Below are 21,068 nucleotides of genomic sequence, written 5' to 3' on the forward strand. Positions count from 1 at the left end.
CCTGCGGTGCCTTGAGCGCTGCTCCCAGAGGCAGCACGGCATAACAACAAAAAATCCCGTCAAAGAGGCTTCACTATGCGCAAACCAGAACTCGCCGCTGTCATCGCCGAAAAGGCCGATCTGACCAAGGAAAAGGCCAACGTGGTGCTGAATGCGATCCTCGACAGCATTACCGGTGCGCTGGACAAGGAGACCGTGACCCTGGTCGGTTTCGGCACCTTTGAAAAACGTCACCGTGGTGCGCGTACCGGCAAGAACCCCCAGACCGGCGAGCCGGTGAAGATCAAGGCCAGCAACACCGTAGCCTTCAAGCCAGGCAAGAACCTGCGTGAAAGCGTCGACGTACCGGCCAAGCCAGCCAAGAAAGGCAAGTGATCGAATCCTGACATCCCCAGTGTCGGTTCAGCGGGCGCCCAAGGGCGCCCGTTGTGCTTTCTGTAGGGATATGTTGCGAACTTGCATAAATAGTTCTGGAAGAGGATAAACTGCGCGACTCAGTCATTTTTTATTCGAGGCGCGTTGATGAAGTTCCGCTTTCTTCTCTGGGCCATGGGGCTGTTGATGGCCAGGGCCAGCCGTAACAACCCGGCGTTCAAGCAGCAGCTCAAGGACAAGGATCTGGTATTCCAGATGCAGACCCTGGACGGCAAAATCGCCCGGCACTTCATCGTCAGCGACGAGCGCATCAGCAGCAAAGGTGGCGTGCACCCGCAGCCGGCGTTCGCCATTGCGTTCAAAGATGCCGCTTACGGGTTCGCCACGCTGCAGGCAAGCAACAAGCAGTTGGCCTTCATGCAGGGGATTCAGGACAAGCACATCCAGATCAAGGGCAATCCGGCGTTGGTGATGTGGTTCCAGGGCTTGATGAAGTACCTCAAGCCGAAGAAAAAGCGCTAATTCTGGCCCTGTAGGAGCAGCCTTGCGCTGCGAAGAGGCCGGTGAAAACACAGTGAATCTTCGCTGTAGTCACCGGCCTCTTCGCAGCGCAAGGCTGCTCCTACAACGGGTGCGCAGGACGCCCCAAGCTATTAGTGCGGGGCGTGAAACTGCGATGCCAGTTCCCGCAGCAGGGTTTCGGCCTCCAGCACCTTGTTCACCACATCCTCGGCCTTCTCCCGAGTCACCCCCAACCGCTCCAGCAGTTCATCGGGTACCTCTTCCTGAGGCCCCGAGCCAATACCGCGCGAACGCAGCAGGCGCGTCGCCAGGCACACCAGGTTGGGGAACGCCGCATAGTCGCCGTCATAAGACGGGTCATGCTGGAAGCGCAGCGCCGTCGAGAGCTCTTCTGGCATGTCCCACAGCTTCATCAACCACGCGCCAATCTGTTCGCGGTTGATGCCCAGCAGGTGCTGTTCCACATAGGTGTGGCACAGGTGCGGGTTGACCTCCAGGTGCCGGCAGATCAGCGAGAAGTGCGGCGGGAACACGTGCGCCAGCAGCAGATAGCCAAAGTTGTGCAGCAGCCCCGCCAGGTAGGTCAGGCCGGCTTCCGGGCGCTCTGCCCGCGGCATGGCGCGGGTCAGGCCTTCGATGATGGCTGCGGTGTAGATCGACTGCTGCCAATACGGAGTGGCCTGCTGCGGGTGGTCCTTGGGCAGGCTCAGGGTCTTGCCCAGGGCCAGCCCCAAGGCCAGGTTGATGACCAGGTCGAAGCCCAGCACGCGCACGATGGCGTCTTCCACTGAACGGATCTTGCCTGGTGAGGCGTAGTAGGGCGATGCGGCCCAGCTGACCACCTGCGCAGCCAGCGCAGGGTCGGTCTCGACCACGCCGGTGATGTCATCGATGCTGGCGTTGGGGTCTACCCGCAGCTTGATGATCTTCTGCGCCGTGTCGGCCAACGGCGGGATTTCGATGGTTTCTTCCAGGCGCTTCTGGATACGTCGCGCGGTAAAGGCCTGGACCGCTTGGGTGATTTCGTGGGAGTCGTCATCAGGCCGGTCGAGGTTCGGGCTGATGGCCTTCACCTCCTGGCCAAAGCTGCTGGCGCTGGCCTTGGCGAGCATGCGCTTGAAGTTCGCGCGGTCGATTTCCAGCAACAGGCCAGCTTCGCCGGACTGAATCAGCACCGTCTCGCAGTCGAGCAGGCTTTTTTCGTACTGGCACGGCGAGCTGGTCAACGCCGGAATGCCCGGCAGGCGCTTGAGGTGGTGCTTGTCGAGCATCTGCTTGAGCCGGGGGACCGATACGGCGGTCAGTTTGCGGCCGGTCAGCTCGGTCAGGCGATTGAGGTCAAGCAGCTGGCTCTGCGGGAACAACACCATCAAGGCGCCGACTTCGTCGTCGAGGAGCACCGCCTGCACCCGCGAGGCGGCAGGCAATTGCGCATGCTCGAGCACTTCGCGGTAGGTGACGCCAACCTTATCGAGCAGCAGCCGGATAACAGAGGGCGCGTGTGGGGTTGCGGTGTCCAGGGCAACTTCAGTCATGGTCCGTATCCACTAATTCTTTTAAACGCGAAGTATAACCAGTCCCGCCGCAAATCTGGATCCATTGTGGGACTGGCGTCACACTTGGCCGTATTGCTGGCCGTGCCGCAGCCAGCGGTCAAGCAACGGGCTGACATGGTCCGGCCAGCGCGCGATCAGCGCTTGGGCGGCATCACGTACGGCCGGCAGCAGGTCGGCATCACGCATCAGGTCAGCGACCTTGAACTGTAGCAGGCCGGTCTGGCGTGTTCCCAGCATCTCGCCGGGGCCGCGCAGTTCCAGGTCTTTTTCCGCGATGATGAAGCCATCGTTGGTTTCACGCATGATCCCCAGGCGTTCGCGGCCGATCTGCGACAGTGGCGGGTGATACAGCAACACGCAGTGGCTCACCGCGCTGCCCCGGCCAACCCGGCCACGCAGCTGGTGCAGTTGGGCCAGGCCCAGGCGTTCGGGGTTCTCGATGATCATAAGGCTGGCATTGGGCACGTCCACGCCCACCTCGATGACTGTGGTTGCCACCAGCAGTTGCAGCTCACCGGCCTTGAACTGGGCCATGATCTCGGCCTTTTCCGCAGGCTTCATGCGCCCGTGGATAAGGCCGACGCGTAGCTCGCCCAAGGCGCTGCCAAGCTCTTCATAGGTGCTCTCGGCCGCCTGGCAGGTCAGCTCTTCGGATTCTTCGATCAGGGTGCACACCCAATAAGCCTGACGCCCCTCGGCACAGGCGGCGCGTACCCGCTCGACCACCTCGAAGCGGCGGCTGTCGGCCACCAGCACGGTGTTCACCGGCGTACGCCCGGGTGGCAGCTCGTCGAGGACCGAGGTGTCGAGGTCGGCGTAGGCGCTCATCGCCAAGGTCCGAGGGATCGGCGTCGCAGTCATGATCAGCTGGTGCGGGCACAGCTCGCCGGCCACGCCTTTTTTGCGCAGGGCCAGGCGTTGCTGCACACCGAACCGGTGCTGTTCATCGATGATCGCCAGGGCCAGGTGCTTGAATTTGACCTCTTCCTGGAACAGCGCATGGGTGCCCACCACCATCGGTGCACCGTTGGCGATTTGCTCCAGCGAGCTGGCCCGGGCTTTGCCCTTGAGCTTGCCGGCCAGCCATGCCACCTCGATGCCCAGCGGTTCGAGCCAGCGCTTGAAGGTAATGAAGTGCTGTTCGGCGAGGATCTCGGTGGGGGCCATCAACGCCACCTGGTAACCAGCCTCCAGCGCTTGCAGTGCCGCCAGTGCGGCGACCACCGTTTTACCGGCCCCGACATCGCCCTGTACCAGGCGCATCATGGGCTCGGCCTGGGCCAGGTCGTAGGCAATTTCGTTGGCCACCCGTTGCTGGGCGCCGGTCGGCTTGAAGCCCAGGTTGGCCAGGTACTGCGCTGGCAACCGGCTGGCCTTGGGCAGTACCGGGGCACGCAGGCTGCGCAGGCTCTCGCGCAGGCGTTGCTGCGACAGCTGGTGGGTCAGCAGCTCTTCGAAGGCCAGGCGGTGTTGAGCCCAATGCTGGCCTTCGGCAAGTTCGTCGAGGTCGGCATCGGCCGGCGGGTTGTGCAGGTAGCGGATGGCATCGTCCAGCGGCGCCAATTGGTAGTCCCGGGCCAGCTCATCGGGCAGCCAGTCTGGCAGGCTGCGCGGGCCAAGCATGCCAAGGCTCTGCTGGCAAAGCAGGCGCAGGCGTTGCTGGGTGAGGCCTTCGGTGGACGGGTAGATCGGCGTCAGGGTCTGTTCCACCGGGGGCGGTGGCTCGTCGCCGTTGAGCGCCCGGTACTCCGGGTGGTAGATCTCCAGGCCAGAGGCGCCGGGGCGGGCTTCGCCATAGCAGCGCAGGTGCGTGCCGCGTTTCAGGCCTTCTTTTTGCGCATTGCTGAAGTGATAGAAGCGCAGGCTCAATACGCCGCTGCCGTCACCCAGGCGCACCACGAGGCTGCGGCGCTTGCCCATGGTGACGTCCGCACCGCTTACTACACCTTCGATCACGGCATCCTGCCCCGGGCGCAGCTCGCCAATGGGCACCACACGGGTGCGGTCCTGGTAGCGCAGGGGCAGGTGGAACAGTATGTCCTGCAGGTTCTCCAGGCCAACCTTGGCGAGTTTTTCCGCCATGGCATCGCCCACCCCTTTGAGCACCGTGACCGGGACCTTCGACAGCTCACTCATGACTCAGGCCGGCTGTTCCACAGGGGGTTTGGCGACCGAGCAGAGGCGGATCGAGTCAGCGAGGATCTCGATGGCCTTGGGCCGCGGGAAGCTGGCACGCCAGGCGATGGCCACGGTGCGGAACGGTGCTGGCGCAGTCAGCGGGCGCACTTCGATGATGCCTGGCGCGTAATGGTGGCTGTGCACGGCCGACAGCGGCAGGATCGAGACGCCAAGGCCCGAGGCAACCATGTGCCGAATGGTTTCCAGGGAGCTGGATTCCACCGTGGTGTGCCGGGAGCCTTCGCCGCCTTTGTTCAATGTCGGGCAGGCTTCCAGGACCTGGTCGCGGAAGCAGTGGCCTTCACCGAGCAGCAGCAGGCTCTTGTCGTTGAGCATGGCGGTGTCGATGGTCTTTTTCGCCGTCCATGGGTGGTCGGCAGGCATCAAGGCGCAGAATGGCTCATCGTACAGCGGCAGGGTCAGCACGTCGGCTTCGTTGAACGGCAGGGCGATGATCACTGCGTCGAGTTCGCCGTTGCGCAGTTTTTCGCGCAGTACGTGGGTGAAGTTCTCTTCGATGTACAGCGGCATCTGCGGCGCCACACGGTGCAGCTGCGGGATCAGGTGCGGGAACAGATAAGGGCCGACGGTATAGATGGCACCGACCTTGAGCGGGGCCGTCAGCTGGTTCTTGCCGGCCTGGGCCAGCTCGCGGATGCCTTGGGCCTGTTCCAGTACCTTCTGCGCCTGGGCGACGATGCTTTCACCGACCGGGGTCAGGCGCACCGCGCTCTTGCTGCGCTCGAAAATCAGCACGCCAAGCTCGTCCTCGAGCTTCTTCACACCGACCGACAGGGTCGGTTGGCTCACGTGGCAACGTTCGGCCGCGTGGCCGAAATGTTGTTCCTGGGCGAGTGTGACGATGTAGCGTAATTCTGTGAGGGTCATAACGTGCGTCCATGAAGTTGCGAGCCCAGCATAGCGGCTGCAATCGATAGACGCACGTTATCAGACTTGCCGATTTGTGACAGAAACAAAAGTCTCAGCGGCGGTCCAGCGAGTAGACGAACGGCGCCACGACTTCGATCGTGCCGTTGTTCAACAACTCGGGTGGCGGCTTGGGTACCGTGCCGGCACGACGGATCATTTCCAGGGTCGCCCGGTCCAGCGCCGCGCTGCCCGAACCACCGGCCATGGCGTACGACACCACCTTGCCTTCGGCATCGACCACGAAACGCAGGCGGTTGATGCCCTGCAGGCCGCGACGACGCGCGTCTTCCGGGTAACGCTTGTACTTGGCCAAGTGGCGCAGCAGGTCACTCTGCCAGGTAGGCAGGGCGTTGCTGTTGGACGCAATGCTCGGTGCCGGTGCCGCGGACTTCTGCGGCGGCGTGTTGCTTGGCGGTGCGTCTACCACGCTTTCGGTCGGCGGCGCTTCCTTCGGCGGCTCAGGCTTTTTCTCAGGCTTGGGCGGCTGGGGCTTGGCCTTCGGCTTGGGCGGCTTGGCGATGGCAATCTTGGGTTTAGGGGCTTCCACCAGCTTGGGCAACGGCAGTTCTTCGACCGGTGCCGGCGGCTGGGGGACGGCTTTTGGAGGAGGAGGTGGCGCAGGCTCCGGCAAAGGTGCCAGCTCGACCATCATGGCTGCCGGCGGCAGCTCGATGGCCTGAGGCACCGACCAATTGAGCGTGAGCAGCACAGCGACGGCATGGACACCCAGCACAAGTGCCAGGCTGCCGCTGTAACGCGCCAGATTGTGCCGCGTCTTCGTCATTTCTTGGCTGCCGTCTCGAGACCTACCAGACCGACTTTCAAATAGCCGGCCGCGCGCATGTTGTTCATCACTTCCATCAGGTCACCGTAATCCACGCCCTTGTCGGCCTGGAAGAAGATGGTGGTTTCCTTGTCGCCCTTGGTCTTGGCATCGAGCATCGGGCCAAGCTGGTCGGGCGCAGATACCTGATCGTCGCCGACATACAGCTTCTGGTCGGCCTTGACGCTGACGAACACCGGCTTCTCGGGCCTCGGCGCTGGTTTAGCGGTCGAGGCCGGCAGGTCGACTTTGATGTCGACCGTGGCCAGGGGCGCCGCCACCATGAAGATGATCAGCAGTACCAGCATCACGTCGATAAACGGCGTAACGTTGATTTCGTGGTTTTCGGCGAGGTCGTCGCCACCTTCGTTGAGATGCAGGCCCATGGCTTACCCCACTTTCACCATGTGCGGGGCGGCGCGCTCGCTGCCTTGGTGGTCCAGGTCACGGCTGACCAGCAGCAGCACCTGGGCAGAAGCGTCAGACACCTGAGCCTTGTAGCCGGCAATGGAGCGGGCGAAGACGTTGTAGATGACCACTGCCGGGATTGCTGCAACCAGGCCCAAGGCGGTTGCCAGCAGGGCTTCGGCGATGCCTGGGGCAACCACTGCCAGGTTGGTGGTTTGGGTCTTGGCGATGCCGATGAAGCTGTTCATGATGCCCCACACGGTGCCGAACAGGCCGACGAAAGGTGCGGTCGAACCAATGGTGGCGAGCACGCCGGTGCCGCTGCTCATGTTGCGGCCGCTGGCGGCTACCAGGCGCTCGAGGCGGAAGGCGACGCGCTCCTTGATGCCCTCTTTTTCACGTGCATTGGTCGACAGGCGCATCTCTTCGAGCGCATCGTGGACCAAGGTGTGAGCCAAGGTGCCTTCCTTGTTCGAGACGTCGCTGGCTTCCTTGAGGCTGGCGGATTTCTTCAGCTGGGCGATCTCGCCGCGCAGACGACGCTTGGCGCCCATCAGCTCGAAGCCCTTGGCAATCCAGATGGTCCACGTGATGATCGAGGCGATGGCCAGGCCGATCATGACGATCTTCACCACGATGTCGGCGTTTTTGTACATGCCCCATGGGGACAGGTCGTGCGCCATGCCCAGGGACGTATCTTCGACCAGTGCTTCGACGCTTGGGTCTACAGCGGCTGGCGCATCGGCCGGGGCGTTGGCGACAGGTGCCGAGCCGTCTGCAGCTGGGGCAGCAGCGGTGTTAGCTGGGGCAGTAGCGGCAGCCGGGGTGCTGGCGTTGGCTGTTGGCTCATCGGCCATGGCCACTGGGGCCAGCACCAGGCTGAACATCAGCGCGGCAATGGCACGCCAGGCGCGCGACGGGGTTGGCGAAGCGGAGGGTTGAGTACGTGTCATGCTGGCCGGACCTGATGAAGAAAAAGAGTGAACGTTCTCCAAGGCCTCGAGATAGGCCGAGAACAGATAGGGGCGCCATTATTGCAAGTAATTCTTGTTAACAAAAGTAATCTTGTTGCTTTTTTCACCTAAGGTCTAGCCACTCATCGTGTAGCGTGGCGGGTTTGATCAACTGGTCTAGGGAGTTTTGAGATGTCAGACCTTTCAGCAATGGTCGTAGGTTGTGGTGATGTGGGCGGCCGTCTGGCCCAGCAATTGCTGGGCCGTGGTTGGCAGGTGAGTGGCCTGCGCCGCGCGGTCGAGCACCTGCCAGCGGGTGTTGTGCCGGTGGCTGCCGACCTGGCCGAACTCACCATCCCGCCAGCGTGGCCACAGCGAGCGCCGGACTACCTGGTGTACTGCGTGGCGGCCAGCCAGCACGACGAGGCGGGGTATCAGTCGGCCTATGTCGACGGGTTGCGCCATGTGCTGGCCTGGCTTGCCGAACGTGGTCAGCACCCGCGTCGCTTGCTGTTTGTGTCCAGCAGCAGCGTGTTTGCGCAAAAAGACGGCGAGTGGGTCGACGAGACGGCTGCCACCGAGCCGGAAGGGTATTCTGGCCGGATCATGCTCGACGCCGAGCGCTTGGCGCTGGCCAGTGGTATCCCGGCAAGCGTGGTGCGCTTGACCGGCATCTACGGGCCGGGCCGTGAATGGCTACTGAGCCAGGTGCGTCAGGGCTACCGTGTGGCTGAAGAGCCGCCGCTGTATGGCAACCGTATTCATGCCGAAGACGCCGCAAGCTTGCTGGCTTATCTGCTGCAGGCCGATGCCGACGGCGTGGCGCTGGATGACTGCTATATAGGTGTCGATGACGACCCGGCGCCGCTGGCCGATGTGGTGGGCTGGTTGCGTGGGTACCTGGGCGTTACCGAGTGGTCGGATGAGCAGCGGGTGCGCCGTACGGGCAGCAAGCGCTGCAGCAATGCCCGTGTGCGGGCGTTGGGCTGGGTGCCAGAGTACCCCAGTTACAAAGAAGGGTATGCGGCGATTCTGCAGGGTAAGGGGTGAGTCTACCGGCCTCTTCGCGGGTAAACCCGCTCCCACAGGGTGAGCGCTGATTCGGATGTCAGCGGGGTAGCTGTGGGAGCGGGGTTACCCGCGAAAGGGCCGGCGTGACGGGTAGAGATCCTGGCAGGCCTCAGTCCTTCTCCAGCACCCATTGCCGAGCACCGGCCGCCAATACCGGCATTTCATCCGGCTTCGCGCGGTTAACGGCCTGGAAAATCTCCAGCGTGTCGCCATCACGCTTGATGATAAACGGCGCGCCGCGCTGTTTGCGCTCCAGCCACAGGCTGTCGTTGCTACCGCCCATGGTCGCGCAATCGCCGGCCAGGCACAGGGCAAAACGGTCCGGGCCAGGCAGGCCACTGACGTTGCCGGTGTCGCTGAAGCGAACGGCGGTGCCTTTGCCCTGGCCGTCGATGATTTTCCATTCACCGCCCAGGTAGGCCTGGTACAGCGCCTTCTCGAAGCTGCCACCCAGCGGTGCATTGCCGGGTTGCTTGACGCGCACGAAGGTTTGTTCGGTACCGGACTGCGCGGTGGTTTTCAGCTCGTCGCCATCCAGCGCCAGCTGCTCGGTCTGGCCGTCCTGGAAGCTGGCCAGCCATTGCTTCTCGTTGGCGCTCAACTGGCCGTCGGCCGCCTCGAAGCCATTGCTGAAGCTGGCCTGTTGGTGATCCACGTCGAGTTTCCACTCGAACACAGGGCCGTGTTCGTTCAGTGCCTGACGCAGGCTGCCACTTTTGACGGCGGCTTTGATGGCGTCCTGGTTGATCCAGGTGCCGTTGAAGTCTTCGGGTTTATGGCTGGCGCAACCGCTCAGAAGCAGGGCTGCCAGCGCGAGGGGCAGTGCTTGACGCATGGTGGGTAACCTTGGGGAGAGAAGGTGACGGGCAGGGCGCCCGTCACCAGGGGCATCACTCGATGACCAGGATCGCGTCCATCTCGACCTGGGAGCCTTTTGGCAGCGCGGCAACGCCAATGGCGGCGCGGGCTGGGTAAGGCTGTTCGAAGTAACGGCCCATCACTTCGTTGACCTTGGCGAAGTGGCTCAGGTCGGTGAGGAAGATGTTCAGCTTGACGATGTCTTTGAACGAGCCACCCGCGGCTTCAGCCACAGCCTTGAGGTTCTCGAAGACCTGCACGGTCTGGGCCTCGAAGCCTTCGACCAGTTCCATGGTCTTGGGGTCCAGTGGGATCTGGCCCGACATGTACACGGTGTTGCCAGCCTTGATTGCCTGGGAGTAGGTACCGATGGCGGCAGGGGCCTTGTCGCTGTTGATGACGGACTTGCTCATGATGACTCCTTGCGGTTGGCGGACTACGTACGCATGCGGGTGATGCGGACCACACCGGTCAAGGTACGCAGCTTCTTGATCACTCGTGCCAGGTGCACGCGGTCGTGCACGCTGACCACCAGTTGGACCACGCTGATACGGCCGTCGCGTTCGTCCATGCTGATCTTCTCGATGTTGCCGTCGGCGGCATTCACGCTGCTGGCCAGCAGCGCAATCAGGCCGCGCTGGTGCTCCAGCTCGACACGCAGCTCGACATTGAATTCGCCAGCGATGTCCTTGGCCCAGGAGAGCTGCACGCACTTCTCTGGGTTGTGGCGAATTTCACTGATGTTGCGGCAGTTCTCCAGGTGCACGACCATGCCTTTGCCCGCCGACAGGTGGCCGACGATCGGGTCACCGGGGATCGGCGTGCAGCATTTGGCGTAGCTGAGCACCAGGCCTTCGGTACCGCGAATGGCCAGCGGGCCTTCCGGCGTCGGCAGCTGTTCGCCTTCGGCCGACAGCAGGCGCCGCGCGACCACATAGGCCATGCGGTTGCCCAGGCCGATGTCTTCGAGCAGGTCTTCGATAAGCTCCAGGCGGTACTCGGCGAGAATCGCCTGAATGCGCTCCTGCGGGATCTTTTCGAGGCTGCTGTCGAAGCCGGTCAGCACCTTGTTCAGCAGGCGTTCGCCGAGGCTGATGGACTCGGAGCGGCGCTGTTGCTTGAGGGCGTGGCGAATGTGCGTGCGTGCCTTGCCGGTGACCACGAAGTTGAGCCAGGCCGGGTTCGGCCGGGCGCCCGGCGCGCTGACGATCTCTACCGTCGAACCGCTTTGCAGGGGCTCCGACAGGGGCGCCAGGCGGCGGTTGATGCGGCAGGCGATGCAACTGTTGCCCACGTCGGTGTGCACCGCATAGGCGAAGTCGACGGCCGTGGAGCCTTTCGGCAGCTCCATGATCCGGCCCTTGGGCGTAAAGACATAGACCTCGTCCGGGAACAGGTCGATCTTCACGCTCTCGATGAATTCCAGCGAGTTGCCCGCGCGCTGCTGCAGTTCGAGGATGCCCTTGACCCACTGGCGGGCCCGCGCGTGGCTGCCTTTTGGCTGCTCGTCGTCGTTGGACTTGTACAGCCAGTGGGCGGCGATGCCGTTGTTGGCCATCTCTTCCATCTCGCGGGTGCGGATCTGGATTTCGATGGGCACGCCGTGCATGCCGAACAGCGTAGTGTGCAACGACTGGTAGCCGTTGGCCTTGGGGATCGCGATGTAGTCCTTGAAGCGACCGGGCAGCGGCTTGTACAGGTTGTGCACGGCGCCGAGCACGCGGTAGCAGGTGTCGACCTTGTCGACGATGATGCGGAAGGCATACACGTCCATGATCTCGTTGAAGGCGCGGCGCTTGCCGCGCATCTTCTTGTAGATGCCATAGAGGTGTTTCTGCCGGCCGCTGACCTCGCCCTGGATGCCGTCGGCAGCCAGGCAGTTGGCCAGCGATTGTTCGATTTTAGCGACGATCTCTTTGCGGTTGCCGCGGGCGCTCTTGACCGCCCGGTGAATCAGCGACGAACGCATTGGGTGCATGGCCTTGAAGCCAAGGTCTTCGAATTCGACGCGCACGGTGTGCATGCCCAGCCGGTTGGCGATGGGGGCGTAGATTTCGAGGGTTTCCTTGGCAATGCGCCGGCGTTTTTCACCGGACAGCACTTCCAGCGTGCGCATGTTGTGCAGGCGGTCGGCCAGCTTGACCAGGATCACGCGGATATCGCGCGCCATGGCCATGGCCATTTTCTGGAAGTTCTCGGCCTGCGCCTCGGCCTTGGTCTCGAAGTTCATCTGGGTCAGCTTGCTGACCCCATCGACCAGTTCGGCAACCGTCTCGCCAAATTGCTGGCAGAGGGCTTCCTTGGCGATGCCGGTGTCTTCGATCACATCGTGCAGCATGGCGGCCATCAGGCTCTGATGGTCCATGTGCATGTCGGCGAGGATGCTGGCCACGGCCAGCGGGTGGGTCACGTAGGGCTCGCCGCTGCGGCGGCGCTGCCCGTCGTGGGCCTGCTCGGCGTAGAAATAGGCGCGCCGAACCAGGTTGACCTGTTCGGGGCCCAGGTAGGTCGACAGCCGTTCGGCTAAGGCTTCTATACCCGGCATGGGTTCACCTCTTGCAGAGGAAGAGGGCCTTGTGCCGCGCGACGTCGACCTGGCATCAATCAGACAGCCTCGTTGGACTCGTCCTCGAACGCGGCGAAGACCGGATCCTCGGTGACGATCTCTTCAGCAGCGATGAACTCGTTGGTGACGATGCCTTCGGCGATTTCACGCAGGGCAACAACGGTCGGCTTGTCGTTTTCCCACGCGACGCGTGGCTCTTTGCCGCCGGTCGCCAGCTGACGGGCGCGCTTGGTCGAGAGCATGACCAGCTCAAAGCGGTTATCCACGTGTTCCAGGCAGTCTTCAACAGTTACGCGGGCCATGGTCTTCCTCAGTAGCAATTGCGGTGGGCGTGCAGCCCAATATGGGCAGGCGGACTCGATAGTATAAAAATTCACCAGCCAATAGGGAAGCGCTGTTTTGCCACGCGCGGATCAGGCCAGCCCCTGTGGGGGCGGGTTTAGCCGCGAAAGGGCCGCAACAGACACCCTCCTCTTGTATCTCACAACATCGCGTCGCGCAACCGCGGGGTCAATTCCTCGAACAATGTCTGCACCGAGCGTAACGCCCGGCAATCGGGCCGGGTCAGCAGCCACAGTTGGGTGTCGCAACCGGGCAGCGGGCCGCTCAGCGCATCGACGCCAGGCAAGGCATGCACCATGTAGTCGGGCAGCGCCGCCACGCCCAGCCCGGTGCTGACCAGTTGCGCAATGGTCGACATGCCGCTGCATTGGTAGCGTGGGCTCAACCCAGGGTATTGCTGGTTGCGCCAGACCACGGTCGGGTGGTCCTGCATCGAGTCGTCCGGGGCAATCCACGGCACGCTGCTGGCCGACTCGGTCAGCCGTTCGCGCCACTGCGGCTGGCCGCAGATCACGTAGGAGGTCGAACCCAGGCAGCGGCCTACCAGGTGTTCGGGCGGCGTATTGGTCAGGCGCAGGGCGATGTCGGCATCGCGCCGGCTGAGGTTGGCGAAGGTGTTGGAGGTGCCCATTTCCAGCGACAACGCCGGGTAATTGGGCATGAAGTCGGCCAATGCCGGCAGCAGCAGGCTGTGCATTACCGCCTCGGTGCACGTCAGCCGCACCGTGCCGCTGACCACCTGTTCGCCGCTGGTCATGGCGATGCGCGCGGCTTCCAGGGCCTGTTCGGCGCGCTCGGCCTGCTCGGCCAGGGCCTGGGCGGTGTCGGTGGGCAGGTAGCCTTTACGGCTTTTGACGAACAGCGCGGTGCCCAGTGCCGACTCGAGGCGACGGATCGAGCGGAACACCGTCGAGACGTCCACCTTGAGCAGTTCGGCAGCCTTGGCCAACGAGCGGCCGCGTTCCAGGGCCAGGACCAGGGAGAGGTCGGCGTGGGTAATCTGATATTGCATTGATGCACGCTCTGCTTGCCGAAATGCCAATGTCTGTTGCGTTGAGGCCATTTTATAGTGGAACCGCCCCTGGGAATCAATGCGCCCGGTCGGGCAACCAATCCCCACGATGGGAAAGTGAAAAAAACAACAGCTGCAACCATCGTCGCCCGTGAGGCGCCAGCCGTATCCCCACATCGCCGCAGCAAATCAAAGGATGTACACCATGACGTCGGTCACCCCGTGCGCCAGTTCTTCCAGCGAGATGAAAGACTTCCTCCAGGCCCATCCGGATACGCAGTATGTCGATCTGCTGATCTCCGACATGAATGGCGTGGTACGCGGCAAGCGCATCGAGCGGGCCAGCCTGCACAAGGTGTACGAAAAAGGCATCAACCTGCCGGCGTCACTGTTTGCCCTCGACATCAACGGTTCGACCGTTGAAAGCACCGGCCTGGGCCTGGACATTGGCGATGCCGACCGCATCTGCTACCCGATCCCCGGCACGCTGTGCAACGAGCCGTGGCAGAAACGCCCGACCGCTCAGCTGCTGATGACCATGCACGAGATCGAAGGCCAGCCTTTCTTCGCCGACCCGCGCGAAGTGCTGCGCCAGGTGGTGAGCAAGTTCGACGACCTGGGCCTGGATATCTGCGCCGCGTTCGAGCTTGAGTTCTACCTGATCGACCAGGACAACCTCAACGGCCGCCCGCAACCGCCGCGCTCGCCTATTTCGGGCAAGCGCCCACAGTCGACCCAGGTGTACCTGATCGACGACCTCGATGAATACGCCGACTGCCTGCAAGACATGCTCGAAGCGGCCAAGGAGCAAGGCCTGCCGGCCGATGCCATCGTCAAGGAAAGCGCCCCGGCGCAGTTCGAGGTCAACCTGCACCACGTTGCCGACCCGCTGAAGGCCTGCGACTACGCGATCCTGCTCAAGCGCCTGATCAAGAACGTGGCCTACGACCATGAGATGGACACCACCTTCATGGCCAAGCCCTACCCGGGCCAGGCGGGCAACGGGCTGCACGTGCACATCTCGCTGCTGGACAAGAAAACCGGCAAGAACATCTTCGCCAGCAGCGACCCGCTGGAAAGCGACGCGCTGCGCCACGCCATCGGTGGCGTGTTGGAGACCATGCCGGCGTCGATGGCCTTCCTCTGCCCGAACATCAACTCGTACCGCCGTTTCGGCGCGCAGTTCTATGTGCCCAACGCGCCGAGCTGGGGCCTGGACAACCGCACCGTCGCGGTTCGCGTGCCGACCGACAGCAGCGAGAACGTGCGCATCGAGCACCGTGTGGCCGGCGCTGACGCCAACCCTTACCTGATGCTCGCGGCCATTCTCGCCGGTATTCACCACGGCCTGACCAGCAAGGTCGAGCCGGGTGAGCCGATTGAAGGCAACTCGTACGAACAACTGGAACAGAGCCTGCCGAACAACCTGCGCGATGCCCTGCGCGCGCTGGATGACAGCGAAGTGCTCAATCAATACATCAGCCCGGATTACATCGATATCTTCGTCGCCTGCAAGGAAAGCGAGCTGGCCGAGTTTGAAGTGTCGATCTCCGACCTCGAGTACAACTGGTACCTGCACACGGTGTAAGCCCATGAGCGCAAATGCGGTCCCCTTGATCGGTATCAGCGCCTGCCGCCAGCAGGTGGGGAAGAACTCGTCGCACACGGTGGGCGACAAGTATGTCGAGGCGGCCGGCTTTGCCGGGCTGCCGCTGATTTTGCCGGCGCGCGACGGGGGCAGTGATACCCCCGCGCTGCTGGCCCAACTCGACGGCATTCTTTTTACCGGCTCGCCTTCAAATATCGAACCGCATCATTACAATGGCGCCCCCAGCACGGAGGGTACCCGGCATGATCGCGCGCGCGATCGCCTGACCCTGCCGCTGCTGCAGGCGGCGATTGCCGCCGGTGTGCCGGTGTTTTGCATTTGCCGTGGGTTCCAGGAATTGAATGTGGCCCTTGGCGGCACCTTGCACCAGCGTGTGCAGGAGCTGCCTGGCTACCTTGACCACCGCGAACCTGAGGACGCACCCCTGGAGGTGCAATACGGCCCTCGTCACCCCGTTGGCATCGCGCCTGGCGGGTTGTTCGAGCGCCTGGGCCTGGCTGCGCAATTCGAGGTCAACTCGTTGCACAGCCAGGGCATCGACCGCTTGGCCCCTGGGCTGCGCGTCGAGGCGCGGGCCCCGGATGGCCTGATCGAAGCGGTGTCGATGCCAGATGCGCCGGGCTTCGTGCTTGGCGTGCAGTGGCACCCCGAATGGCGTTTTGCCGAAAACCCGGTCTCCCGGCGCCTTTTCCAGGCGTTTCGCGAGGCCTGTATTGCCCATGCTGCACGGGAGGGTACGCGCCAGAAGGCATTCTGACGTCACCCGAAGGTCTCGGATGACGCACCCCCTGTTGCAAGCTTTCAATGAGTGAAAGCGGACCTTGTACGCAAGGCCCGCGAAAACAATTCCAAAATTTACGGCACATACTCATGAGCGATTACACAGAAGCCGGCCGCCCACCCGATGTGGCGGCTGACGCGGGCAACACCCAGCGCAGCAAGGGCTTGGCCAAAGGCCGCCTGGGCTTGTTGGCCAGCGTGGTGCTGGGCATTTCCACCATCGCCCCGGTCTATACCCTGACCGGCGCGCTTGGCCCAACCGTGCGAGAGGTCGGTGCCCACCTGCCTGCGGTATTCATCGTCGGCTTCCTGCCGATGCTGCTGGTCGCCCTTGGCTATCGCGAGTTGAACTCGGCAGAGCCGGACAGCGGCACCTCATTCACCTGGTCGGCGCGGGCCTTTGGCCCGATGATCGGCTGGATCGGGGGCTGGGGGTTGGTGGTCGCCACCACCATCGTGCTGTCGAACCTGGCAGGCGTGGCGGTCGACTTCTTCTACCTGTTCCTGGGGCAGATCACCGGCAACCATGGCCTGGCGGCCTTGGCGGACAACCTGCTGATCAACATCAGCACCTGTTGCGTGTTCATCGCCCTGGCGGTGTGGATCTGCTGTCGCGGCATAGCCACCACCATGACGGTGCAGTATGGCCTGGTGGCCCTGCAGTTACTGGTGCTGATCGGCTTTGCCTTCGCCGCCTTCGGTGGCACTACTGCGCCGCCACCGCTGGAGTTCGATTTCGCCTGGTTCAACCCGTTCGGTGTCGAGTCGTTCTCGGCCTTCGCCGCGGGGCTTTCACTGTCGATCTTCATCTTCTGGGGCTGGGACACCTGCCTGACCGTCAGCGAAGAATCGGTGGGCAGCGAAGAGGTGCCGGGCAAGGCCGCCACCTGGACCGTGATGTTGATCCTCGGCCTGTACTTGTTCACCGCCATCGCCACCCTGCAGTTTGCCGGTATCAGCGAAACGGGCCTGGGCCTGAACAACCCGCGCATCCAGGAGAACGTCTTTGCCCACCTGGCCGGCCCGGTCATGGGGCCGCTGGCGATCCTGATGTCCATCGCCGTGCTGGCCAGCACCGCAGCGTCGCTGCAGTCGACCTTCGTGGCACCGGCGCGCACCCTGTTGGCCATGGGTTACTACGGTGCGGTACCGCCTAAGTTCGCCAGCGTTTGCCCGCGTTCGCAAACCCCGCGCTATGCCACCATCTGCGCCGGGCTGGCCGCCGGCCTGTTCTACGTGACCATGCGTACCCTGAGCGAGAACGTGCTGGCCGACACCATCACCGCGCTGGGCATGATGATCTGCTTCTACTATTCGCTGACTGCGTTTGCCTGTGTCTGGTACTTCCGCGACAGCCTGTTCGACAGCGTGCGCCACTTCGTCATGCGCGGCCTGTGCCCGCTTGTCGGTGGGGTCATCTTGTCGGTGATCTTCGCGCGTACCGCGATCGACAGCGCTTCGCCAGACTTCGGCAGCGGCTCGCATGTGGGTGGGCTGGGGCTGGTGTTCGTGATTGCCGCGATCATTTCGGTGCTTGGCATCGGGCTGATGCTGCTGTCGCGGATGCGGGCGCCGGCGTACTTCCTGGGGGCGACCCTGCGTCAGCAGGCGACCCTGCCGCTGGCGGAATAATGCAGAGGGGCGCTTTGCGCCCCATTCGCAGCACAAGGCTGCTCCTACATCCTTGCCTTTGTAGGAGCAGCCTTGCGCTGCGAATGGGCTGCAAAGCAGCCCCGCCCGGTCTCTCAGGACAGCAGTTCTTTCAGCAGCCCACCGTGGCGCTGCTGTTGCTTCTTCAACTGCAGGCGATTCGAGCGGAACACCGCCTTCAAGTCTTCCAGCGCGACGCCGAAGTCATCATTGATGATCAGGTAGTCGTACTCGTCGTAATGCACCATCTCGCTGACCGCTTCTTTCATGCGCCCGGCGATGATCTCCTCACTGTCCTGCCCACGCCCATCCAGGCGCTGACGCAGCGCTTCCTGGCTGGGTGGCAGGATGAACACCGAGAGTGCCTCGGGCATCAGCTTGCGCACCTGCTGGGCACCTTGCCAGTCGATTTCCAGGATCAGGTCGAAGCCCTGGTCGAGGGTCTGCTGCAGCGCGCTGCGCGAGGTGCCGTAGAAGTTGCCGAATACTTCGGCATGCTCGAGGAAGTCGCCTTGCTCGATCAGTGCCTTGAATTCTTCGTGCACGACGAAGTGGTAGTTCACCCCGTGCTGCTCACCCGGGCGCATGGCGCGGGTGGTGTGCGAGACCGAGACGCGGATTTGCTTGTCGTCCTGGGTCAGGGCCGTTACCAGGCTGGTCTTGCCGGCACCCGAAGGGGCCGAAACGATGTAGAGGGTGCCGCTGCTGTGATTCATGGTCGGGGTGGCCTTACTCGATGTTCTGTACTTGTTCACGCATCTGTTCGATCAATACCTTCAGGTTGACCGCCGCTTGCGTGCTACGCGGGTCGAATGCCTTGGAGCCGAGGGTATTGGCTTCGCGGTTGAGTTCCTGCATCAGGAAGTCCAGGCGCCGGCCGGCCGCGCCGCCCGACTTGAGCACGCGGCGCACTTCGGTGACGTGGGTGGCGAGGCGGTCGAGCTCTTCGGCGACGTCGCTCTTTTGCGCCAGCAGCACCATCTCCTGCTCCAGGCGTTGTGGGTCGAGCTCAGCCTGCATGTCGCCGAAGCGGTCGAGAATTTTCTGCCGCTGGGCCGCCAGCATCTGCGGCACCAGGGCGCGCAGGGTGGTGACCTCGGTGGTCATGTTGTCCAGGCGTTCGTTGATCAGCCGAGCCAGCTCCTGGCCTTCACGCAGGCGCCCGGCCTTGAGCTCGGCCAGCGCGTCGTCGAACAGCGCCACGGCCTCGGCGTTCAGCGCCTGCGGGTCGCTGGCGTCGGCAACCAGCACGCCCGGCCACGACAGCACTTCCAGGGGGTTCAGCGGGGCCGGCTGCTTGATCAGGCCAGCCACCTCTTCGGCGGCGGCGACCAGCTGTGCGGCGCGCTCACGGTCCACTTTCAGTGGCTTGCCGGTGCTGTCTTCGTTGAGGCGCAAGGTGCATTCCACCTTGCCGCGCGACAGCCCCTGGCGCAGGCCTTCGCGTACCGCGCCTTCGAGGTCGCGCAGGGCCTCGGGCAGGCGCAGGTGCGGCTCGAGGTAGCGGTGGTTGACCGAGCGCAGCTCCCAGACCAGGGTGCCTTGGCTGCCGGCGCGCTCGACACGAGCAAAAGCGGTCATGCTGTGCACCATGGGGAGTACCTCGCGTAGATGAATGAACAGGGAAGCCTCTCGGCTGCAAGGCGCAGGATTGTAGCGCAGTGGGGCCTCGGCGCCCAATCCAGCCATGTTACAGAGGGCGAAATGCGCAGTGGGAAAAGGCGACAGGCTGTCAGGGGCGCGACAATAGGCGTGTCCTCCCGCAGCTGCGAGCTCTATAATGCTCGGCAGATTCAAGTCCCAGTACAGGTATCCCAGATGAAACGTCCAAGTGGTCGCGCCGCCGATCAGCTCCGCTCGATCCGCATCACCCGCAACTACACCAAGCACGCCGAAGGGTCGGTACTGGTCGAGTTCGGTGACACCAAGGTCATCTGCACGGTCAGCGTGGAGAATGGTGTGCCCCGCTTCCTCAAAGGCCAGGGCCAAGGCTGGCTGACAGCCGAATACGGCATGCTGCCGCGCTCCACCGGCGAGCGTAACCAGCGCGAAGCCAGCCGTGGCAAGCAGGGCGGCCGCACCCTCGAAATCCAGCGCCTGATCGGCCGCTCGCTGCGCGCCGCGCTGGACATGAGCAAGCTCGGTGACATCACCCTGTACATCGACTGCGATGTGATTCAGGCCGACGGTGGCACCCGCACCGCGTCGATCACCGGTGCCATGGTCGCCCTGTGCGATGCCCTGGCCGTGATCAAGAAGCGTGGCGGCCTCAAGGCCGGCAACCCGCTCAAGCACATGATCGCCGCGGTTTCCGTGGGCATGTACCAAGGCGAGGCCGTGCTGGACCTGGACTACCTGGAAGACTCCGCCGCCGAGACCGACCTGAACGTGGTCATGACCAGCGCCGGTGGTTTCATCGAGGTACAGGGCACCGCCGAGGGCGCGCCGTTCCAGCCTGAAGACCTGAACGCCATGCTCGCCGTGGCGCAGAAGGGCATGAACGAGATCTTCGAACTGCAGCAGGCCGCCCTGGCCGACTGACTGTTTCTGTAGATACGAAAAAGCCGACATTGATGTCGGCTTTTTCGTATCTGAATACAACTCAGATGGTCAACGTCCAGTCATAGTCCACAATCAGCGGCGCATGCTGCGAGAAGCGCGGCTGACGCGGCAGGCGGGCGTTACGCACGAAGCGGCGCAGGCCTGGGGTGAGGATCTGGTAGTCGAACCGGTAGCCCAGGTTGAGCATCTCGGCCTGTTCGTTGTCCGGCCACCAGCTGTACTGGTCGCCTTCACGGCTGACTTCACGCAGGGCATCCACGTAGCCCATCTCGCCCGTGATCGCGTCCATCCAGGCACGCTCCGGTGCCAGGAAGCCAGGCGATTGCTGGCTGTCGCGCCAGTTTTTGATGTCGAGCTTCTGCTGCGCCACGTAGAACGAGCCGCAATAGATGTACTCGCGACGCTTGCGCCGCTGTTTGTCCAGGTACTTGGCGAAGTCGTCCATCAACTTGAATTTCTGGTTCAAGTCTTCGTCGCCGTTCATGCCCGAAGGCAGCAGCAGGCTGGCAATACTGACTTTGTCGAAATCTGCTTGCAGGTAACGCCCGTAACGGTCGGCTGTCTCGAAGCCCAGGCCGGTGATGACTGCCTTGGGCTGCATGCGCGAGTAAAGGGCTACGCCACCTTGGGCGGGCACCTCCGCGTCGCAGGCATAAAGGAAATAGCCATCGAGCTGGAAAGCTGGGTCGTCGAGTTCAAAGGCCGAGGCGCGGGTATCCTGAAGGCAGATGACGTCGGCATTCTGGGCTTGCAGCCAGCTGAGCAAACCACGCTCGGCCGCAGCCTGAATGCCATTTACGTTCACACTGATGATCCGCATAAATGGCCCCAAAAATCTCGTGCGTGTATGATACCCGAGCTCAACTCATTTAG

At 63.1% G+C, this 21,068-nt stretch carries 21 protein-coding genes; 7 read left to right on the forward strand and 14 right to left on the reverse strand.

Going from position 1 to position 21,068, the window contains the following annotated elements:
* The first annotated feature begins 75 nt into the window (after positions 1-75).
* Positions 76-375, forward strand: coding sequence for an HU family DNA-binding protein (locus AB7M33_RS09375; protein WP_265969647.1), 300 nt, complete (start codon positions 76-78; stop codon positions 373-375).
* Between the two features lie 147 nt (positions 376-522).
* Positions 523-897 (forward strand): helicase, encoded by a 375-nt coding sequence (locus AB7M33_RS09380; RefSeq protein WP_027592140.1) that lies wholly within the window; start codon positions 523-525, stop codon positions 895-897.
* Between the two features lie 131 nt (positions 898-1,028).
* Here AB7M33_RS09380 and AB7M33_RS09385 read toward each other — a convergent pair whose 3' ends face one another.
* The 6 genes from AB7M33_RS09385 to exbB all read right to left on the reverse strand — a co-directional run bounded on the left by AB7M33_RS09385 (position 1,029) and on the right by exbB (position 7,745).
* Complete coding sequence (locus tag AB7M33_RS09385; RefSeq protein ID WP_099430806.1) at positions 1,029-2,432, reverse strand: aminoacyl-tRNA deacylase and HDOD domain-containing protein; 1,404 nt, start codon at positions 2,430-2,432, stop codon at positions 1,029-1,031.
* Between the two features lie 78 nt (positions 2,433-2,510).
* Positions 2,511-4,589, reverse strand: coding sequence for an ATP-dependent DNA helicase RecG (recG, locus tag AB7M33_RS09390; RefSeq protein ID WP_027592142.1), 2,079 nt, complete (start codon positions 4,587-4,589; stop codon positions 2,511-2,513).
* Positions 4,590-4,592: 3 nt separating this feature from the next.
* Positions 4,593-5,519, reverse strand: a complete 927-nt coding sequence (locus tag AB7M33_RS09395) for a hydrogen peroxide-inducible genes activator (protein ID WP_027592143.1) — start codon at positions 5,517-5,519, stop codon at positions 4,593-4,595.
* A 94-nt stretch (positions 5,520-5,613) separates the two neighbouring features.
* A complete protein-coding gene (locus AB7M33_RS09400; RefSeq protein WP_027592144.1) occupies positions 5,614-6,345 on the reverse strand; it encodes an energy transducer TonB in 732 nt (243 codons plus the stop codon).
* Complete coding sequence (gene exbD / locus AB7M33_RS09405; protein ID WP_027592145.1) at positions 6,342-6,770, reverse strand: TonB system transport protein ExbD; 429 nt, start codon at positions 6,768-6,770, stop codon at positions 6,342-6,344. The genes AB7M33_RS09400 and exbD overlap by 4 nt, the downstream gene beginning before the upstream one ends.
* Before the next feature lie 3 nt (positions 6,771-6,773).
* Entirely contained in the window at positions 6,774-7,745 is a 972-nt protein-coding gene (gene exbB, locus AB7M33_RS09410; protein ID WP_099430805.1) for a tonB-system energizer ExbB, read from the reverse strand.
* Positions 7,746-7,937: 192 nt separating this feature from the next.
* Here exbB and AB7M33_RS09415 point away from each other — a divergent pair, with 192 nt between their 5' ends.
* Positions 7,938-8,795 (forward strand): NAD-dependent epimerase/dehydratase family protein, encoded by an 858-nt coding sequence (locus AB7M33_RS09415; protein WP_454242757.1) that lies wholly within the window; start codon positions 7,938-7,940, stop codon positions 8,793-8,795.
* A gap of 130 nt (positions 8,796-8,925) precedes the next feature.
* On the opposite strand, the gene AB7M33_RS09420 is transcribed toward AB7M33_RS09415, so the two are convergent.
* From AB7M33_RS09420 to AB7M33_RS09440, 5 genes are all read right to left on the reverse strand, one after another.
* Complete coding sequence (locus AB7M33_RS09420) at positions 8,926-9,651, reverse strand: hypothetical protein (RefSeq protein WP_454242758.1); 726 nt, start codon at positions 9,649-9,651, stop codon at positions 8,926-8,928.
* 55 nt (positions 9,652-9,706) lie between these two features.
* A complete protein-coding gene (locus tag AB7M33_RS09425; RefSeq protein ID WP_027592149.1) occupies positions 9,707-10,087 on the reverse strand; it encodes a RidA family protein in 381 nt (126 codons plus the stop codon).
* 23 nt (positions 10,088-10,110) lie between these two features.
* Entirely contained in the window at positions 10,111-12,219 is a 2,109-nt protein-coding gene (gene spoT, locus AB7M33_RS09430; RefSeq protein ID WP_027592150.1) for a bifunctional GTP diphosphokinase/guanosine-3',5'-bis pyrophosphate 3'-pyrophosphohydrolase, read from the reverse strand.
* A 59-nt stretch (positions 12,220-12,278) separates the two neighbouring features.
* Positions 12,279-12,542 carry a DNA-directed RNA polymerase subunit omega gene (rpoZ, locus tag AB7M33_RS09435; RefSeq protein WP_012312123.1) on the reverse strand — a complete coding sequence of 88 codons (264 nt, stop codon included), beginning with the start codon at positions 12,540-12,542 and terminating at the stop codon, positions 12,279-12,281.
* 179 nt (positions 12,543-12,721) lie between these two features.
* Positions 12,722-13,594, reverse strand: coding sequence for a LysR family transcriptional regulator (locus tag AB7M33_RS09440; RefSeq protein ID WP_027592151.1), 873 nt, complete (start codon positions 13,592-13,594; stop codon positions 12,722-12,724).
* Positions 13,595-13,838: 244 nt separating this feature from the next.
* Here AB7M33_RS09440 and AB7M33_RS09445 point away from each other — a divergent pair, with 244 nt between their 5' ends.
* From AB7M33_RS09445 to AB7M33_RS09455, 3 genes are all read left to right on the forward strand, one after another.
* Entirely contained in the window at positions 13,839-15,182 is a 1,344-nt protein-coding gene (locus tag AB7M33_RS09445; protein WP_371097094.1) for a glutamine synthetase family protein, read from the forward strand.
* A 4-nt stretch (positions 15,183-15,186) separates the two neighbouring features.
* The gene (locus AB7M33_RS09450) at positions 15,187-15,960 is read left to right on the forward strand and encodes a gamma-glutamyl-gamma-aminobutyrate hydrolase family protein (RefSeq protein WP_099430802.1); all 774 of its coding nucleotides are present in this window, start codon (positions 15,187-15,189) and stop codon (positions 15,958-15,960) included.
* 113 nt (positions 15,961-16,073) lie between these two features.
* Positions 16,074-17,615, forward strand: a complete 1,542-nt coding sequence (locus AB7M33_RS09455; protein WP_027592154.1) for an APC family permease — start codon at positions 16,074-16,076, stop codon at positions 17,613-17,615.
* A 113-nt stretch (positions 17,616-17,728) separates the two neighbouring features.
* Here the strand turns inward: AB7M33_RS09455 and gmk are convergent, their stop codons facing one another.
* Positions 17,729-18,349: a guanylate kinase gene (gene gmk, locus AB7M33_RS09460; protein WP_454242759.1), complete on the reverse strand. Its 621-nt coding sequence runs from the start codon at positions 18,347-18,349 to the stop codon at positions 17,729-17,731.
* A 13-nt stretch (positions 18,350-18,362) separates the two neighbouring features.
* Positions 18,363-19,226 carry a YicC/YloC family endoribonuclease gene (locus AB7M33_RS09465; RefSeq protein ID WP_085272162.1) on the reverse strand — a complete coding sequence of 288 codons (864 nt, stop codon included), beginning with the start codon at positions 19,224-19,226 and terminating at the stop codon, positions 18,363-18,365.
* Positions 19,227-19,451: 225 nt separating this feature from the next.
* On the opposite strand from AB7M33_RS09465, the gene rph reads away from it, so the two are divergent.
* The gene (gene rph, locus AB7M33_RS09470) at positions 19,452-20,174 is read left to right on the forward strand and encodes a ribonuclease PH (RefSeq protein ID WP_027592157.1); all 723 of its coding nucleotides are present in this window, start codon (positions 19,452-19,454) and stop codon (positions 20,172-20,174) included.
* 61 nt (positions 20,175-20,235) lie between these two features.
* Here rph and AB7M33_RS09475 read toward each other — a convergent pair whose 3' ends face one another.
* Entirely contained in the window at positions 20,236-21,015 is a 780-nt protein-coding gene (locus tag AB7M33_RS09475; protein ID WP_003253401.1) for an exodeoxyribonuclease III, read from the reverse strand.
* Between the last annotated feature and the right edge of the window lie 53 nt (positions 21,016-21,068).

The sequence above is a fragment of the Pseudomonas sp. Y3 TE3536 genome (genome assembly GCF_053629175.1).

Bases quoted from the DNA above. Each gene is read 5' to 3' on its own strand.
- AB7M33_RS09385 (WP_099430806.1), bottom strand. From the start codon at position 2,432: ATGACTGAAGTTGCCCTGGACACCGCAACCCCACACGCGCCCTCTGTT.
- gmk (WP_454242759.1), bottom strand. From the start codon at position 18,349: ATGAATCACAGCAGCGGCACCCTCTACATCGTTTCGGCCCCTTCGGGT.
- AB7M33_RS09375 (WP_265969647.1), top strand. From the start codon at position 76: ATGCGCAAACCAGAACTCGCCGCTGTCATCGCCGAAAAGGCCGATCTG.
- AB7M33_RS09400 (WP_027592144.1), bottom strand. From the start codon at position 6,345: ATGACGAAGACGCGGCACAATCTGGCGCGTTACAGCGGCAGCCTGGCA.
- recG (WP_027592142.1), bottom strand. From the start codon at position 4,589: ATGAGTGAGCTGTCGAAGGTCCCGGTCACGGTGCTCAAAGGGGTGGGC.
- spoT (WP_027592150.1), bottom strand. From the start codon at position 12,219: ATGCCGGGTATAGAAGCCTTAGCCGAACGGCTGTCGACCTACCTGGGC.
- AB7M33_RS09450 (WP_099430802.1), top strand. From the start codon at position 15,187: ATGAGCGCAAATGCGGTCCCCTTGATCGGTATCAGCGCCTGCCGCCAG.
- exbB (WP_099430805.1), bottom strand. From the start codon at position 7,745: ATGACACGTACTCAACCCTCCGCTTCGCCAACCCCGTCGCGCGCCTGG.
- AB7M33_RS09425 (WP_027592149.1), bottom strand. From the start codon at position 10,087: ATGAGCAAGTCCGTCATCAACAGCGACAAGGCCCCTGCCGCCATCGGT.
- AB7M33_RS09475 (WP_003253401.1), bottom strand. From the start codon at position 21,015: ATGCGGATCATCAGTGTGAACGTAAATGGCATTCAGGCTGCGGCCGAG.
- AB7M33_RS09395 (WP_027592143.1), bottom strand. From the start codon at position 5,519: ATGACCCTCACAGAATTACGCTACATCGTCACACTCGCCCAGGAACAA.
- AB7M33_RS09445 (WP_371097094.1), top strand. From the start codon at position 13,839: ATGAAAGACTTCCTCCAGGCCCATCCGGATACGCAGTATGTCGATCTG.
- AB7M33_RS09465 (WP_085272162.1), bottom strand. From the start codon at position 19,226: ATGGTGCACAGCATGACCGCTTTTGCTCGTGTCGAGCGCGCCGGCAGC.
- AB7M33_RS09440 (WP_027592151.1), bottom strand. From the start codon at position 13,594: ATGCAATATCAGATTACCCACGCCGACCTCTCCCTGGTCCTGGCCCTG.
- AB7M33_RS09380 (WP_027592140.1), top strand. From the start codon at position 523: ATGAAGTTCCGCTTTCTTCTCTGGGCCATGGGGCTGTTGATGGCCAGG.
- rph (WP_027592157.1), top strand. From the start codon at position 19,452: ATGAAACGTCCAAGTGGTCGCGCCGCCGATCAGCTCCGCTCGATCCGC.
- AB7M33_RS09455 (WP_027592154.1), top strand. From the start codon at position 16,074: ATGAGCGATTACACAGAAGCCGGCCGCCCACCCGATGTGGCGGCTGAC.
- AB7M33_RS09415 (WP_454242757.1), top strand. From the start codon at position 7,938: ATGTCAGACCTTTCAGCAATGGTCGTAGGTTGTGGTGATGTGGGCGGC.
- rpoZ (WP_012312123.1), bottom strand. From the start codon at position 12,542: ATGGCCCGCGTAACTGTTGAAGACTGCCTGGAACACGTGGATAACCGC.
- AB7M33_RS09420 (WP_454242758.1), bottom strand. From the start codon at position 9,651: ATGCGTCAAGCACTGCCCCTCGCGCTGGCAGCCCTGCTTCTGAGCGGT.
- exbD (WP_027592145.1), bottom strand. From the start codon at position 6,770: ATGGGCCTGCATCTCAACGAAGGTGGCGACGACCTCGCCGAAAACCAC.